At 64.5% G+C, this 16,124-nt stretch carries 10 protein-coding genes and 1 pseudogene; 10 read left to right on the forward strand and 1 reads right to left on the reverse strand.

Annotated features, from left to right (window positions below; translation table 11 throughout):
• Positions 1 to 54 precede the first annotated feature (54 nt).
• The 10 genes from AC0L3N_RS00315 to AC0L3N_RS00360 all read left to right on the forward strand — a co-directional run bounded on the left by AC0L3N_RS00315 (position 55) and on the right by AC0L3N_RS00360 (position 14,895).
• Positions 55 to 456, forward strand: a complete 402-nt coding sequence (locus tag AC0L3N_RS00315) for a PTS sugar transporter subunit IIA (RefSeq protein ID WP_029347440.1) — start codon at positions 55 to 57, stop codon at positions 454 to 456.
• Positions 453 to 749, forward strand: coding sequence for an HPr family phosphocarrier protein (locus tag AC0L3N_RS00320; protein WP_473544752.1), 297 nt, complete (start codon positions 453 to 455; stop codon positions 747 to 749). Before AC0L3N_RS00315 ends, AC0L3N_RS00320 begins: the two co-directional genes overlap by 4 nt.
• A 215-nt stretch (positions 750 to 964) precedes the next feature.
• Positions 965 to 2,365, forward strand: a complete 1,401-nt coding sequence (ahcY, locus tag AC0L3N_RS00325) for an adenosylhomocysteinase (RefSeq protein ID WP_473544754.1) — start codon at positions 965 to 967, stop codon at positions 2,363 to 2,365.
• A 188-nt stretch (positions 2,366 to 2,553) separates the two neighbouring features.
• The gene (locus AC0L3N_RS00330; RefSeq protein ID WP_123146247.1) at positions 2,554 to 5,118 is read left to right on the forward strand and encodes a sensor histidine kinase; all 2,565 of its coding nucleotides are present in this window, start codon (positions 2,554 to 2,556) and stop codon (positions 5,116 to 5,118) included.
• 8 nt (positions 5,119 to 5,126) lie between these two features.
• Positions 5,127 to 6,638 (forward strand): tRNA (adenosine(37)-N6)-threonylcarbamoyltransferase complex ATPase subunit type 1 TsaE, encoded by a 1,512-nt coding sequence (gene tsaE / locus AC0L3N_RS00335; protein ID WP_473544756.1) that lies wholly within the window; start codon positions 5,127 to 5,129, stop codon positions 6,636 to 6,638.
• Between the two features lie 20 nt (positions 6,639 to 6,658).
• Positions 6,659 to 7,405, forward strand: a complete 747-nt coding sequence (locus AC0L3N_RS00340; protein ID WP_473545255.1) for a nucleotidyltransferase family protein — start codon at positions 6,659 to 6,661, stop codon at positions 7,403 to 7,405.
• A complete protein-coding gene (gene addB / locus AC0L3N_RS00345; protein ID WP_473544758.1) occupies positions 7,402 to 10,521 on the forward strand; it encodes a double-strand break repair protein AddB in 3,120 nt (1,039 codons plus the stop codon). The genes AC0L3N_RS00340 and addB overlap by 4 nt, the downstream gene beginning before the upstream one ends.
• A complete protein-coding gene (gene addA, locus AC0L3N_RS00350; protein ID WP_473544760.1) occupies positions 10,518 to 14,030 on the forward strand; it encodes a double-strand break repair helicase AddA in 3,513 nt (1,170 codons plus the stop codon). Before addB ends, addA begins: the two co-directional genes overlap by 4 nt.
• Positions 14,031 to 14,104: 74 nt before the next feature.
• Positions 14,105 to 14,428 (forward strand): thioredoxin, encoded by a 324-nt coding sequence (trxA, locus tag AC0L3N_RS00355; RefSeq protein WP_123146251.1) that lies wholly within the window; start codon positions 14,105 to 14,107, stop codon positions 14,426 to 14,428.
• 185 nt (positions 14,429 to 14,613) lie between these two features.
• Entirely contained in the window at positions 14,614 to 14,895 is a 282-nt protein-coding gene (locus AC0L3N_RS00360; RefSeq protein WP_065011517.1) for a cupin domain-containing protein, read from the forward strand.
• 5 nt (positions 14,896 to 14,900) lie between these two features.
• Here the strand turns inward: AC0L3N_RS00360 and AC0L3N_RS00365 are convergent.
• A pseudogene (locus AC0L3N_RS00365) lies at positions 14,901 to 16,022 on the reverse strand (IS630 family transposase).
• Positions 16,023 to 16,124 lie beyond the last annotated feature (102 nt).

A 16,124-nucleotide genomic window follows, 5' to 3' on the forward strand; every position in this document is an offset into this window, starting at 1 on the left:
TAGCCGGCGAGCATGAAACGCCTATGAAGCGGCGATGACGGGAGCCACCAAAGAATGATCGGACTCGTGCTTGTAACGCACGGTCAACTGGCCGCCGAATTCCGCCATGCCGTGGAACACGTCGTCGGGCCACAAGACAGTTTCGAGACCGTGGCGATCGGCGCTGATGACGATATGGAGCAGCGCCGCAGCGACATCGTCGATGCCGTTGCCCGTGTCGACACCGGGGCGGGCGTCATCGTTTTGACCGATATGTTCGGCGGCACGCCTTCCAATCTCGCCATTTCGGTGATGGAATCCGGTCGTACCGAAGTCATTGCCGGCATGAACCTGCCGATGCTGATCAAGCTGTCCAGCATTCGCAAGGGCGACAATATGAGCGCAGCGCTGGACGAGGCGCAGGCGGCCGGCCGCAAATACATCAATGTCGCCAGCCAGCTGCTGAGCAGCAAATGAACGCGCTGTCGGCCAAGAAGGGTCACATCGTCCGGGAATTTCCAATCGTCAACCAGCGTGGCCTGCATGCCCGCGCCTCGGCGAAGTTCGTTCAGGTCGCCAGCGGCTTCGACGCCTCCGTCCAGGTCGAGAAGGACGGCGTCACGGTTGGCGGCACCTCGATCATGGGCCTCATGATGCTGGCGGCGAGCCCCGGCTTTTCGATCCGCGTCACCGCCAGCGGCCCGGAGGCCGAGCAGGTGATCGACGCACTGGAGCAACTGGTCGCCTCCCGCTTCGGCGAGGAGTCCTGACGCCCAGAGCACCGCGCGTCCTTTGGGCATCGTGCTTCCGAAAATCGATTCCGGTTTCGGGCCGAGGCGCCTCGAAGACATGCACGGATAAAGATTTCTTTATATCCCATTGTCGTCCGACCGACGATCTGCTAGTCAGGCCGGCAACTCGCGCCCATCGACGCGCCTTCCGGCGCGGGCGCATCCCGAAAACAATTCTTGATCGGAGCACTGCCATGACGGGTAGCAAGGACTATGTGGTCGCCGACATCTCGCTTGCCGGCTGGGGCCGCAAGGAGATCGAGATCGCCGAAACCGAAATGCCGGGCCTGATGGCCTGCCGCGAAGAATTCGGCAAAGCGCAGCCGCTCAAGGGCGCGCGCATCACCGGTTCGCTGCACATGACCATCCAGACGGCGGTGCTGATCGAAACGCTGAAGGCGCTCGGCGCCGATATCCGCTGGGCCTCCTGCAACATCTTCTCGACCCAGGACCATGCGGCCGCGGCCATCGCCGAGGCCGGCATTCCGGTCTTCGCCGTCAAGGGCGAGACGCTCGAGGACTACTGGGTCTACACCGACAAGATCTTCCAGTGGGCCGATGGCGGCACCTCCAACATGATCCTCGACGATGGCGGCGACGCCACCATGTACATCCTGATCGGCGCGCGTGCCGAAGCCGGCGAGGATGTGCTCTCCAATCCGGGCAGCGAGGAGGAAGAAATCCTGTTTGCCCAGATCAAGAAGCGTATGGCGGCATCGCCCGGTTTCTTCACCAAGCAGAAGGAAGCGATCCGCGGCGTCACCGAAGAGACCACCACCGGCGTCAACCGGCTCTATCAGTTGCAGAAGAAGGGCCTGCTGCCGTTCCCGGCGATCAACGTCAACGATAGCGTGACCAAGTCGAAATTCGACAACAAATATGGCTGCAAGGAATCGCTGGTCGACGGCATTCGCCGCGGCACCGACACGATGATGGCCGGCAAGGTTGCGGTCGTCTGCGGCTATGGCGACGTCGGCAAGGGTTCTTCGGCGTCGCTCAAGGGCGCCGGCGCCCGCGTCAAGGTCACCGAGGTCGATCCGATCTGCGCATTGCAGGCGGCGATGGACGGCTTCGAAGTCGTCACGCTCGAAGATGCCGCCCCGACCGCCGACATCATCATCACCACCACCGGCAACAAGGATGTCGTCACCATCGATCACATGCGGGCGATGAAGGACATGGTGATCGTCGGCAATATCGGCCACTTCGATAACGAGATCCAGGTGGCGTCGCTGCGCAACCTGAAGTGGACCAACATCAAGCCGCAGGTCGACATGATCACCTTCCCGGACGGCAAGCGGATGATCCTTTTGTCCGAAGGTCGCCTGCTCAATCTCGGCAACGCCACCGGCCACCCGAGCTTCGTCATGTCGGCATCCTTCACCAACCAGGTGCTGGCCCAGATCGAGCTGTACACCAAGCCCGGCCAGTATCAGAACCAGGTCTATGTGCTGCCGAAGCATCTCGATGAAAAGGTCGCGCGCCTGCATCTCGACAAGCTCGGCGCCCGGCTTACCGAACTGTCCGGCGAACAGGCCGCCTATATCGGCGTGACCCCGCAGGGACCGTTCAAGCCGGAACACTACCGCTATTAACCACAGCGGAAATTACCACTAGATATTGATGCCGGGCGATTGACTTTTCGCCCGGCTTTATTTTTGCGCTGATTGATTCTTCACGCCGATTCGCGCAAGCGCTATGGTGCTGATTCGCGGGTCCGGGGACGAGGGCCGACACCCGCATCAGGGCGGTCTTGCATTCAGGCGGCGAAGAGGACCAGGACATGCCGGGGGATTACCCGCCTTGCGCGGGACAGGCCGTTTCCGGCGGCCACAACGATTCGGTGACCATGGGTTCCGCTGCCAGAGGCGGAAGCCTCTTATGGCGCGCTGGCAGCCGCGTCGGAAAATTGCTTGCTTCTTCCGCGCTCGTCGGTCCGCTGCTTGGCCTTTCGGCACATGCTGGACCCGCTGCTGCGTCCAAAGCCGGGCTGTCGGTCAGCACGGTCGAGGTCATGCAACTCGCGATGTTTGTCGGCGTCATGGGTGCCGCACTTGTCTCGGCCATTTTCCTGATCCGCGAACGGGCGCGCACCTCGGCGCAGAATGTCGAACTCAGAGCCCGCCTGGCCGACGTCAACGCTGCGCTGCAGCGCTCCGAGGCGCTGCTCAACCTGCGCGGCCAGCGTGTCGTCGTATGGGCCTCGGAAAACAAAAAACCCGAGCTCGTCGGGACATTGCCGGTTGAAAGCGGCGCTCCGGAAGACCGTGCCGCCTTCCTGGCCTTCGGCCGTTGGCTGATGCCGCGCTCAGCGGCGGCGCTCGAAAATGCCGTGGCGGGACTGCGGGAAAAGGCGAAACCGTTCGATCTCGTCATCGAATCGCAGGCCGGTGCGCCGCTCGAAGTGCACGGGCGCAAGAGCGCAGCACACGTGGTCGTCCGCTTCGTCTCGCTTTCAGAAACGCAGCGAAGCGAGGCCAGGCTGAAAATCGAGAACCAGCGTCTCGCCGCCGACTATGACACCATGCTCGGCCTTCTCAACGCACTCAGCATGCCAGCATGGCTGCGCACGGCGAACGGGCGGCTGAAATGGGTCAACCGCGCCTATGCCAAGGCGGTCGAGGCGGAAAACGCCGAAGCTGCGGTTCGCGACGCGAAGGAATTCCTGGGTGGCCAGGCGCGCGAAGCAATCGCTGCGCAGCACAAGTCGCGTCCCGTCTTCGAGCAGGCGCTTTCCACCGTGATCGAAGGCGACCGCCGCATGTTCGCCGTGACCGACTTCGCTGGCGCCGACGGCTCGGCGGGTCTTGCCTGCGACACCAGCGCCATCGAAACCATCCGTAACGAATATGAGCGGACCGTGCGGAGCCACGCCGACACGCTCGATCAGCTCAACACCGCCGTGGCGATTTTCGATACCGACGAAAAGCTACGGTTTTTCAACCAGGCGTTCCAGAAACTATGGGGTCTCGACAGCGGCTTCCTGCACAGCGCTCCCGACAACGCCTTATTGCTCGATCGGCTGCGCAGCGAAGGCAAGATCGCCGAGCAGCCCGAATGGCGGCGCTGGAAGGAAAGCCTGCTTGGCGCCTATCGCGCGGTCGAGTCGCAGGAACATTGGTGGCATCTGCCGGACGGCAAGACCATCCGCGTCGTCGCCAATCCGCAGCCCAAGGGCGGCGTGACCTGGGTATTCGAGAACCTGACCGAGAAGATGGACCTTGAAAGCCGCTATCAGACCGCGGTGCGGGTCCAGGGCGAGACGCTCGACAATCTTGCCGAAGGCGTGGCCGTGTTCGGCCCGGACGGCAGGCTCAGATTGTCGAACCCGGCATTCGCAGCACTTTGGGGGCTGGACGCTGACGCCGCCAAGCCCAACGTTCACGTCTCCACGATCCGCGATCTGTGCGACCGGCGCGCCGCCGACAGCCCCTGGCGCGGGTTCGTTGCCGCCATCACCGGTTTCGACGACGAGCGCCGCGACCGCCACGGCCAGACCGAGCTGAACAACGGCACCGTACTGCGCTACGCGATGATCCCGCTGCCAAACGGGCAGGTGATGATGACCTTCGTCGACGTCACCGACAGCGTCAATGTCGAGCGTGCGCTGAAGGACAAGAACGAGGCGCTGGAAAAATCCGACCAGCTCAAGAACGAGTTCGTGCAGCACGTCTCCTACGAATTGCGCTCGCCGCTGACCAACATCATCGGCTTCACCGAGCTTCTTTCGCTGCCGTCGACCGGGCCATTGAGCCAGAAGCAGCGCGAATATGTCGAGCATGTCGGCTCGTCTTCCGCGGTCCTGCTCACCATCGTCAACGACATCCTCGACCTGGCAACCGTGGATGCCGGCATCATGGAGCTCGACATCTCCGAAGTTCACGTCGACCGGACCATCGCCGCCGCCGCCGAGCTTGTTGCCGACCGGCTGGAGGAGCATGCGATCAGGCTCAAGATCGACGCGGCCACCGCGCCAAAGACGTTCCACGGCGATGAAATCCGCATCCGCCAGATCCTCTACAATCTGCTGAGCAATGCCGCGAACTACGCTCCGGAGGCGAGCACCATCACGCTCGCCTGTCGCTCACTTGCCGAAGGCGTGGAATTCTCCGTTCACGACGATGGTCCCGGCATGCCGCCCGACCTGCTCGATTCGGTGTTCCGGCGTTTCGAACCGCGCACCAATGGCGGCCGCCGGCGCGGCGCCGGCCTCGGTCTGTCGATCGTCAAGAGCTTTGTCGAGCTGCATGGCGGCAGCGTCCGCATTGAGACCGGCAAGGACAAGGGCACCACCGTCATTTGTGCCTTTCCGGATACGCCGTCCGGCATCCGCGCGGCGGCCGAGTAGCGCGCTCGATGACAGGCGTGGTGGTGGAGCGTTTTCTCGCCGACGAGGCTGCGACCGCAAGGCTGGGCGAGGATCTGGCCATGTCGCTGCGCCCCGGCGATGTGCTGGCGCTCAAAGGCGATCTCGGCGCCGGCAAGTCGAGTTTGGCGCGGGCGCTGATCAGGGCAATGACCGACGATGCCGGTCTCGACGTGCCGAGCCCGACCTTCACGCTCGTCCAGAGCTATGAGGCGCGTGTTCCCGTCCATCATTTCGACCTCTATCGCCTGTCCTCGGCGTCCGAACTGGACGAACTGGGTTTCGACGAGGCGCTGGCGCAAGGCGCTGCCCTGGTCGAATGGCCGGAACGGGCAGAGGCCTATTTGCCAAAGACTTCGGTTCTGATCGAACTGGTCCATCAGGACGACGGACGCATGGCGAGATTGTCGGGACAAGGCGCTGCAGTCGAGCGAGCGACGCGATCGCTGGCCATGCGCGAGTTTCTCGAAAGAGCTGGCTGGGGTGAAGCGCAAAGACGCTATTTTATCGGCGACGCCTCGGCCCGCTCCTATGAGATCGTCTCGCTGGCCGGCCTGCCGCCGCGCGTGCTGATGAACTCGCCGCGGCTGGTGCTCGGGCCGCCGGTCCGCGACGGCAAGCCTTATGCGGTGATCGCCCACACTGCGCAATCGGTCTCGGCCTTCGTTGCCATCGACCGGGCGTTGCGGGCCGGTGGCGTCAGCGCCCCGGAAATCCACGCGCAGGATCTGGACCAAGGCTTTCTGCTGGTCGAGCATCTGGGCTCGGAGGGATTTCTCGGCCAGCACGGGCAGCCGGTGGCGGAGCGCTACGCAGCAGCGGCCGAACTGCTTGCCATGATGCACGGCAAGGCATGGCCCGATCGCATCGAGGCCGCGCCCGGTGTCTTTCACGACGTGCCGCCTTTCGACCGCGACGCCATGATGATCGAAGCCGAATTGCTGCTCGACTGGTATGTGCCGGCGATGTCAGGCGGCCCGGCAAGTGATGCCTTGCGCGTCGGCTATTCAAAAGAATGGAATGCGGTTCTCGACCGGTTGGAGGGACGCGAATACACGCTCATGCTGCGCGACTTTCATTCGCCCAACATCATCTGGCGCGGCGAGCGTACCGGTCACGATCGCCTCGGCATCGTCGATGTCCAGGACGCGCTGATCGGCCCTTCGGCCTACGATCTCGCCTCGCTGGCCATGGATGCCCGCGCTACGATTTCGCCTGAGATCGAGCGGCGGACGCTCGATGCCTATATCGCCGCGCGCCATAAGGCTGGCGTTTTTAACGAAGACGAATTCGTCGAGACCTATGCGACGATGGCGGCGCAGCGCAATTCGAAGATTCTCGGCATTTTCGTCCGGCTCGAAAAGCGCGACGGCAAGCCCTATTATCTGAAACACCTGCCGCGCATTCGCGATTATCTCCGGCGGGCGCTGGCGCATCCCGGGCTGGCCAGCTTGCGGGATTTCTATACCGCCCACGGCCTACTGGAGGAACGGTCGCTGTGACGACACGCCTCAAAACCGCAATGGTGCTTGCCGCCGGGCTCGGAAAGCGCATGCGGCCAATCACCGACACAATGCCGAAACCGCTGGTCAAGATATCAGGCAAGACATTGCTCGACTGGAGTCTGGACAGCCTGGCTCGTGCCGGCGTCGACAAGGCCATGGTCAACGTCCATTATTTTCCCGAGCAGATCGTCGCCCACGTCGCCGCGCGCCGCGCGCCGCGCGTCGTCATTTCCGACGAAAGCGAAAGACTGCTCGATTCCGCCGGCGGTATCGTCCATGCTTTGCCGGAACTGGGAGGGGCTCCCTTTTACATCGTCAATGCCGACACCTTCTGGATCGATAGCGGCGTGCCCAACCTTGCCCGCCTCGCCCTTTCATGGGACGCGGCGAAAATGGATATTCTGCTGATGCTCGCGGACCCCCAGTCAGCAACCGGACACAGCGGCGGCTCCGATTTCCTGATGTTGCCGTCCGGCGCCTTGCGGCGTTCGAAAGGCGACCCGACAGGCCTGATCTATGCCGGTGCAGCGATCGTCCACCCAAAGCTTTTCAAGGATGCGCCGGCCGGCCCACACTCCCTCAACGCCTATTTCGATGCGGCCATCGCAGCCGGCCGCCTGTACGGCATGGTGATGCACGGCCATTGGATCACCGTCGGCACGCCCGACGCCATTCCGCTTGCGGAAGCGGTCGTTGCCACCGCTCTTGCTGAGTCGCCCGGCACTCTTACCGAGTTGACCAGCGCTCTCACCGAGCTGAAATGAGCGGCTCCCGCCGCGTTTTCTCGATCCCGCCCGGAGCGCCGTTTCTGCCGACGCTGGCCGAGGCCCTGCTGTCAGGGCGCCTCATTTCCGGTTTCCGCTTCGATGGCGACCCGCTGGAGCTGGCCGACGCCACCATCTACGTGCCGACGCGCCGCGCCGCACGGGCGCTGCGCGGCGTATTCGTCGACCGTCTGGGCGGCCGCTCGGCGATCCTGCCGGTCATCCGCCCGCTCGGCGAGTTCGACGAGGACGAAGCTTCATTCGGGGCCGACGCGTCGGCCGCCATCGAGCTCGCACCGCCGATCGCCGCGATCGAGCGCCTGCTGCTGCTGGCGCCGCTGGTCCGCGCCTGGAAACGCCGCCTGCCGGCGCATGTCGCGGCACTTTTCGACGAAGAGATCGTCGTGCCGGCCTCCGCCGCCGACGCCATCTGGCTGGCGCGCGACCTGACCCGGCTGATGGACGAGATCGAGACGGAAGGTACGGACTGGACCAAGCTCGCCGATCTGGTGACCGGCAACCTCGCCGGCTGGTGGCAAGTGACGCTCGATTTCCTGAGCATCGTCACCGAAAACTGGCCCAACCTCCTCGAGGAACGCAATCGCTCCAACCCGGCCGCGCATCGCAATGCGCTGATAAGGCTGGAAGCAGCACGGCTGAAGCGCAATCCGCCGGCCGGACCGGTGATCGCCGCCGGCTCCACCGGGTCTATTCCCGCCACCGCCGAACTGCTTGCGGTGATCGCCGGTCTGCCCAGCGGCGCGGTCGTGCTGCCCGGCCTCGACCTGATGCTGGATGAGCCGTCATTCCAGGCAATTGCGGCGCCCGGCGCGCGGCCGGCCTTGCTCGGCCATCCGCAATACGGCCTGGCAAAACTGATCGGCAAGATCGGCGTGCTGCGCGGCGATGTCGAGGAGATCGCCGTTGCCGAAACGCCGCTCACGTTGCGCGCCGCACTTGTCGGCGAGGCGCTGCGGCCTGCCGAAACCACTGAGCTGTGGGCCGAGACGCGCGCCCGCTTTACGGCCGGCGATATCACCGACGCCTTCGCCGACGTGACGCTTCTCGAAGCCGCCGGCGAGCGCGACGAAGCTGTGGCGATCGCCGTCGCGCTCAAACGAGCCGTCGAACAGCCCGGCCAGCGCGCCGCACTCGTCACCGGCGACCGCGCCCTGGCGCGGCGCGTCTCAGTCGAGCTCTTGCGGTTTGGTGTCGTCGCCGACGATTCGGGCGGCACCCCGCTCATCAACACGCCTGCCGCTGGCCTGCTCAGGCTGGCGCTTCAGGCCGCGTTCCGGCCCGGCGATCCGGTCGCCCTGCTGTCGCTGCTCAAGCACCCGCTGCTTGGCCTCGGCCTGGAACGCGCAAGCGTCCGTCATGCGGCGGAGATCATCGAACTGGTGGCGCTGCGCGGCGGCACCGGCCGCCCCGACATTGCATCGCTGCCTGAGCTCTTCGAGATCCGTCTCACCAGCCTGGGCGATGCCCGCGCGCCGTTCTGGTTTTCCCGCCTGACTGTGCGAAACATCGAGGGCGCCCGCGAATTGCTCATCCAGCTTGCCGCCGCGCTGGCGCCGCTGATCGCCTTTCGCAGTCAAGCCGAAACCGATCTTGCCGAATTGACCCGCGCCAGTGTCGTCGCGCTCGAAAGTCTTGGCCGCACCGCGGATGGCAGCCTGAGCGAGCTCTATGCCGGCGACGCCGGTGAAAAGCTCGCCGAGCTCTTGCGCGGGCTGGTCGCTGCCTCGGCGTCGTTCTCCTTCGCGGCGGACGAATGGCCTGACGTGATGGAGGCGCTGATCGCGCCCGAAACCGTCAAGCCGGCACAAGGCACCGACAGGAACATCGCCATCTGGGGTGCGCTGGAAGCCCGGTTGCAGAACGTCGACACGCTGGTCATTGGCGGGCTCAACGAGGGCGTGTGGCCGCGCAAGCCGGAAAGCGACCGCTTCATGTCGCGGCTGATGAAGACCGGCATCGATCTCGAACCGCCCGAACGGCGCATCGGCTTGGCCGCCCATGATTTCCAGATGGCGATGGGCGCGAAGAACGTGGTGCTGGCGCGCTCCGCCCGCTCGGGCGACGCGCCGGCGGTGCCGTCGCGCTGGCTGCAGCGCCTCCTGACCTTCATCGGCAAGGACCATGCGGCGGTGCTTCGCCGGCGTGGCGATGAATTCCTGTCCTGGGCCCGTGCGCTCGATGCCGGCGAAAGAAGAGACTTCGCGCCGCGACCGCAGCCGAAGCCGCCGCTGACTGTGCGGCCTCAGCATTTCTCCGTCACCGAAATCGAGACGCTGCGCCGCGACCCTTACGCGGTCTATGCCAGGAGGATCCTCGGCCTGATGCCGCTCGATCCCGTCATCCGCGATCCGGGCGCCGCCGAGCGCGGTACGCTGTTCCACGCCATCCTGCATCTTTTTTCGCGGACCGTGGCCGATCCGCTTGTGCCGGAGGCGCTGGACGCTCTCATCGCCGCCGGCCGCGCATGCTTTGCCGAGGCGCCCCTTCCTTCCGATGTCGAGGCGGTGTGGTGGCCGCGCTTCGAAAAGCTCGCCGCCGGCATCGTCGAATGGGAGCGCGGCCGCGCCTTCGCCGTGACACGGCGCCACGCGGAGGAGCGCGCCGAAAAAACCGGCGTCGGCCAGTCCGGCGTGACGCTGTCCGGCTATGCCGATCGCGTCGATCTCCTGGCCGGCGGCATGGCCGACATCCTGGACTACAAGACCGGCTCGTCGCCGTCGAAGGCGCAGGCCCATACGCTGCTTTCGCCGCAACTGGCGCTCGAGGGCGCGCTGCTCAGGCGCGGCGCCTTCAAGGGGCTTGGCGCGCGCGAGCCGTCGCAGCTGGCCTTCATCAGGCTGAAGCCGAATGGCGAGGTATTCGAGGAATCCATCCTCGAATACAACCGCAAGCCGCGAACTGCCACCGATCTTGCCGAGGAGGCCTGGGCGCGGCTCGAAAAACTGCTGATCCACTATGCCGACCCGACGACCGGCTATTTGTCGCGGGCGCTGCCGTTCCGTGAGGGCGAGACCGATGGCGACTACGACCATCTCGCCCGGGTGCTCGAATGGTCTGCTGGCGGCGACGCCGACGACGACGGAGGGGAGGCATGAAGAAGGCCTATCCCATCCCGACCGATACCGCCGCCAGCCAGGCAAGCGCCTCCGACCCGCAAAATTCCGCCTGGGTGTCGGCCAATGCCGGATCGGGCAAGACCCATGTGCTGGCCCAGCGCGTCATCCGTCTTCTGCTGCGTGGCACCGATCCGTCGAAGATCCTGTGCCTGACCTATACCCGCGCCGCCGCCGCCAACATGTCGAACCGGGTGTTTTCGACATTGTCGGAATGGACAGCGCTTGGCGACGTCGAACTGGCGGCAAGGATAGAAGCGCTGGACGGTCGCCAGCCCGATCGCGAAACCCTGCGCCGCGCGCGCCGGCTGTTCGCCGAGGCGCTGGAGACACCGGGCGGGCTGAAGATCCAGACCATCCACGCCTTCTGCGAATCGGTGCTGCAGCAGTTTCCGCTGGAAGCCAACATACCGGCTCATTTCGAAATGCTCGATCCGCAGATGGAGGCGTCGCTCTTCGCCGCCGCCCGCCGCGACATGATCTCGGGCACGGCGGCCGGCGATGCGGGGCTGGCCGAGGCTTTCGCCACCATTCTGGAGCGCGGCGGCGAACATGGGCTCGACGCATTGCTGGCCGAGATCGTGCGCAAGCGCGACGGCTTGCGCGCCTTCATCAGCGCGGCCGGCGGCGATGGCTTCCGGGCGCTGTTCGACGAGTTCAAGTTTCGCTCCGGCCAGACCGCCGAAAGCCTGGCGGCGTCCGTCTGGCCGCTGCCGGGCTTCCTGCCGGACTATTTCATCACCTTTGCCGGCGCTGCCGAGGCCGCCGATGCCCGTATGGTGTTGAACAATTTGCTGCCCTACGCCCAACTTGCCTTCGCCGAGAATGATCCGGTTCGCCGGCTGCAATTGCTGGCAAAAGCCTTCCTGCGGGCGGATGGCGAGCCTTATGAGCCAGCAAAGACGTTCAAGAAGGCGTTGCTCGACCGGCTGCCGGATCTTGCCGAGCGCTATCTCTTAGCGGCCGATGCCATCCTCGAAATCTCCGACCGGCTGGCCTTGTTCAGGATGCTGGAGGGCACACGTGCCGCGCTGACCATCGCCGACTGGCTGATCGCCCGGTACGAGCACTTGAAGCGTGCCCGTGGCTTTCTCGACTTCAATGACCTCATTACCCGAACGGTCGATCTTCTGGCGCGGCCCGACGCCGGCCCTTGGGTGCAATACAAGCTCGACCAGGGCATCGACCATATCCTGCTCGACGAGGCGCAGGACACCAGTCCCGACCAGTGGGCGGTGGTGAAGCGGCTGGCCGAGGAATTCTTTGCCGGGCTCGGCGCGCGCGACACGGTCCACCGCACGGTGTTTGCCGTCGGCGATGAAAAGCAGTCGATCTATTCCTTTCAAGGAGCAGCGCCCGACTCCTTCGCCGACTCAAGGCTGCTGTTTTCCGGAAAGGTGCGCGACGCCAATGCCGCCTTCGCCGATCTCAAGCTGACCTGGTCTTTCCGCTCGACCGACGACGTGCTTGCGGCGGTGGACCGTGTCTTTGCCGACCCGGTCGTGCGGCGCGGCATCAGCCACGATCCCGACCCGCTGAACCACAAGGCGATCCGCACCGATGCGCCGGGCTATGTCGAGGTCTGGCCGTCGATCGGTGCCGACGTCGTCGACGAGCCCGACGACTGGACGCAAGCCGTCGACCACGCCCATGCGCCGGCGGTGCGTGTTGCCGAAAACGTGGCGGCGACCGTTGCCGGCTGGATCGGCGCCGGCGAGATCGTCGAAGGCCGCGGCAAGAAGCTTCGGCCCGGCGACGTGCTGGTGCTGGTGCGCAAGCGCGATCGCTTCGTCCATGCGCTGACACGCGCGCTGAAGCGCCGCGGCATACCGGTCGCAGGCGCCGACCGGCTCAGCCTGCCCGGTCATATCGCGGTTAAGGACCTGATCGCGCTCGGCCATTTTCTCATCCAGCCTGAGGACGATCTGTCGCTTGCCGCCGTGCTGCGCAGCCCGGTTTTCGATGTTTCGGAAGAGATGCTTTTCGCGCTCGCCGGCGAGCGGCCGTCAGGCCTCTCGTTGATCGCTTCGCTCAGGCAGCAAGCCGGCGAAAGCGCCGCCTTGGCCGCAATCGTTGCCCAACTCGACACATGGTCTGATGAAGCCGCATTCAAGCCGGTATTCGAATTCTATGCCGGGGCTCTCGGCCGCGACGGCCTGCGCAAGAAAATGATCGCGCGGCTCGGGCCGGAGGCCGGCGACATCCTCGACGAGTTCCTGAGCTTCTGCCTGGCCGAGGAGCGGAGCGGCCTGCCAGGACTGGAATCCTTCCTGTCGACGCTGGAAAATGCCGGCCCCGAGATCAAACGCGAAATGGACCAGACCCGCGACGAGGTTCGCGTCATGACCGTGCATGCCGCCAAGGGCCTGGAGGCGCCTGTCGTGTTCCTGGTCGATGGCGGTTCCGCCCCGTTCAGCGACCAGCATCTGCCAAGGCTGATGCCGTTCGATGGCTCGGGCGACCATTGGGACGGCAAGGGCTATCTCTGGCGCTCGGCCAGCGATGTCGCCAATGGATTTTCGCGGGCCGCTTCGGTCCGCGCCCGCGAATTGGCCGACGACGAATACCGCCGGCTGCTCTATGTCGGCATGACTCGTGCCGAGGACCGGCTGATTGTCTGCGGCTATCACGGCAAGCGGGCGCCGAACGCCGGCACCTGGCATTCGATCGTCAGTCGCGCGCTGGTCGGCGCCCCCGAAAGCACGGAGCGGCAGCACCCGGCCACCGGCGAGACCGTGCATCGCTTTCACGCGACAAAACTGCCGCCGGTCGCACACGCGGCCACCGAAGAGGCGCGGCAGGCGCAACAGTTGGAGCCGTTGCCAAACACCCTGTTCCAGCCCTTGCCGCCCTTCGAGGACCTGCCGCGACCGCTGTCGCCGTCCGGCGCCTCGGCGCTGATCGACGAGGCCAAGCAAGCGGTGATCGACACCGGCTCGCCGGTGCTGGACACCGAGGCGGAGCCTGGCTTTGCCGTAATGCGAGGGCTGGCGCTGCACAAATTGCTGCAGATGCTGCCCGGCATTGCGGAGGCGGAACGCCGCGATGCCGCGGAACGCTATCTCAGGCGCGCCGGCGCGCAATGGCCTGAAACCAAGCGCGACAAGGCCTTGGCCTCGGTGGCGGCGATCCTTGCCGACAGCCGTTTCGATCAGCTGTTTGCGTCGAATTCACGCGCCGAAGTCGCGATCATGGGCAGCCTGGAGGTCAAGGGCAAGCTGCGCTCGATCTCCGGCAAGATCGACCGGCTGGCGGTCACATCAGGCAAGGTGTCGATCGTCGACTACAAGACCAACCGGCCGGCGCCTGCAACCCTGTCGGACGTCCCACCGGCCTATGTCCTGCAGCTCGCGCTCTATCGCGCGCTGCTCCAGCCGCTTTATCCCGAGCATGAGGTCTCGGCGGCGCTGCTGTTCACTGAAGCGCCGCGATTGATCGAGCTGCCGCTAGCGGTCATGGACGACGCCCTTGCCCGACTCACGCGAGCGTGACACAACAATTGCTTGAAGAAGGGCGCGACCACCACCACATTTGGTGCGACAATAACTCTCGAAAGGATTTTCGCATGGCCACCGTCAAGGTCGACAAGAGCAATTTCCAGACCGACGTACTTGATGCCAAGGAGCCGGTCGTGGTCGACTTCTGGGCGGAATGGTGCGGCCCGTGTAAGATGATCGCGCCGGCGCTGGAAGACATCGCTGTCGAACTCGGCAGCAAGGTCAAGATCGCCAAGCTCAACATCGACGAGAATCCCGAGCTGGCCGCGCAGTTCGGCGTGCGCTCGATCCCGACGCTGATGATCTTCAAGGGCGGCGAAATGGCCGACATGAAGGTCGGCGCCGCGCCGAAGACGGCGCTGTCGCACTGGATCAACGGCAATCTCGCCTGAACCGGCTGAAATTTCGCAGACAAGCCCGGCCTCGCGCCGGGCTTTTTCGTGGCGTCATCTCCAGCACTTGATCTTGCGCATGACCCAGAAAATCGAATCCGATTTTCTGGGTCATGCGCTGGTCCGCCCTGGCACTCGCCACTTGCCGCCTCATGCTCTTGTCTGGCTTAAAGCAGGAGAACGACATGACCGGATCCGCCAAGGCCACCGTCTTCATCGACAATGAGCGCGTCATCGTCACCGAATACCGCTTCGCCCCAGGCGACAACACCGGCTGGCACCGTCATGGCCACGATTATGTCATCGTGCCGCTGATGGACGGCAAGCTCAAGCTCCTGACCAAGGACGGCGAATCCTTCGCCGAAATGAAGAAGGGGGCGCCCTATTTCCGCAAGGAGGGCGTGGAGCATGACGTCATCAATGCCAATGAGGGCGAATATGCCTTCATCGAGATCGAGCTGAAGTAATTCACCTAGTGTCCTGATTCCGAAGTTCTGACGATTTTAGCCTGTTGGTCGCCAGTTTTGAGGGTTGCGAGGCAGAAGCGTTCGATCGAGGCGAGAATGTCGGCAGCGGACTTTGTCCATCTGAAGGGCTTCGGGTCGGCGTTGACAGCATCGATGTAGGCGTGGATGGCGGCTTCGAGTTCTCCGGTTGAGCGGTGAACGCCGCGCCTGATCTGCTTGTCAGTGAGATCGGCGAAGAAGCGCTCGACCTGATTGATCCAGGACGCGCTGGTGGGTGTTAGGTGGACGTGCCAGCGGGGTCGCTTGGCGAACCAGTTGCGGATGGGTTGCGTCTTGTGCGTGGCGTAGTTGTCCATGACCAAATGAATGTCGAGATCTTCAGGAACCGCCGCTTCGATCTCGTCGAGGAAGCGGCGGAACTCCGTAGAGCGGTGGCGCGGATAGCATTTGCCGATGATGCGTCCGGTGGCGATATCGAGCGCTGCGAACAGCGACGTCACGCCGTGGCGCTTGTAATCATGGCTGCGCCGCTCGATCTGGCCGGGCCGCATCGGCAGCACCGGTTGGGTGCGATCGAGCGCCTGGATCTGGCTCTTCTCGTCCACGCACAGGACCAGCGCGTGTTCGGGCGGTGCCATGTAGAGGCCGACGATGTCGCGCACCTTCTCGACAAACAAAGGATCGCTCGACAACTTGAAGCTTTCTGCGCGGTGCGGCTGAAGGCCGAAGGCTTTCCATATCCGATGGATCGTCGATGGCGCATGGTCGACCGCGCGCGCCATCGAGCGCAGGCTCCAATGCGTGGCTTCGCGTGGTGTCGCCTCCAGTGTCAGGCGGATCGTCTCGGCAATCGCATCATCGCCGATCTCTCGTGGCCGACCCGGCCGCGGCTCATCCTAGAGGCCAACCAGCCGATCTTGGGCAAAGCGGCGTCGCCACTTGCCGACCGTGTTCTCAACCGCCCCGACGCGCTGCGCGATCACCTTGTTCTCAAGCCCCTCGGCCGCCAACAAAACAATCTCTGCCCGCTGCGCCAGACCTTGCGCCGTTCGCCGCCGGCGCGACAGACCTTCAAGCTCCTTGCGTTCATCAGCGCTCAAGTCGATGGTTGCAGCAACTCGTGCCATGCATTGCATCTTCAATCGAATCAACGCAATAATCGCACGAATTACGCGATCAGGACACTAGGGTGTGTTGAGATTCAGGTCAGGCCGAGTCGAAAATGGTGG

The organism is Mesorhizobium sp. WSM4807 (assembly GCF_055811615.1).

Coding starts and splice junctions, on each gene's coding strand:
- AC0L3N_RS00315 (WP_029347440.1), top strand. CDS start 55: ATGATCGGACTCGTGCTTGTAACGCACGGTCAACTGGCCGCCGAATTC.
- AC0L3N_RS00320 (WP_473544752.1), top strand. CDS start 453: ATGAACGCGCTGTCGGCCAAGAAGGGTCACATCGTCCGGGAATTTCCA.
- ahcY (WP_473544754.1), top strand. CDS start 965: ATGACGGGTAGCAAGGACTATGTGGTCGCCGACATCTCGCTTGCCGGC.
- AC0L3N_RS00330 (WP_123146247.1), top strand. CDS start 2,554: ATGCCGGGGGATTACCCGCCTTGCGCGGGACAGGCCGTTTCCGGCGGC.
- tsaE (WP_473544756.1), top strand. CDS start 5,127: ATGACAGGCGTGGTGGTGGAGCGTTTTCTCGCCGACGAGGCTGCGACC.
- AC0L3N_RS00340 (WP_473545255.1), top strand. CDS start 6,659: ATGGTGCTTGCCGCCGGGCTCGGAAAGCGCATGCGGCCAATCACCGAC.
- addB (WP_473544758.1), top strand. CDS start 7,402: ATGAGCGGCTCCCGCCGCGTTTTCTCGATCCCGCCCGGAGCGCCGTTT.
- addA (WP_473544760.1), top strand. CDS start 10,518: ATGAAGAAGGCCTATCCCATCCCGACCGATACCGCCGCCAGCCAGGCA.
- trxA (WP_123146251.1), top strand. CDS start 14,105: ATGGCCACCGTCAAGGTCGACAAGAGCAATTTCCAGACCGACGTACTT.
- AC0L3N_RS00360 (WP_065011517.1), top strand. CDS start 14,614: ATGACCGGATCCGCCAAGGCCACCGTCTTCATCGACAATGAGCGCGTC.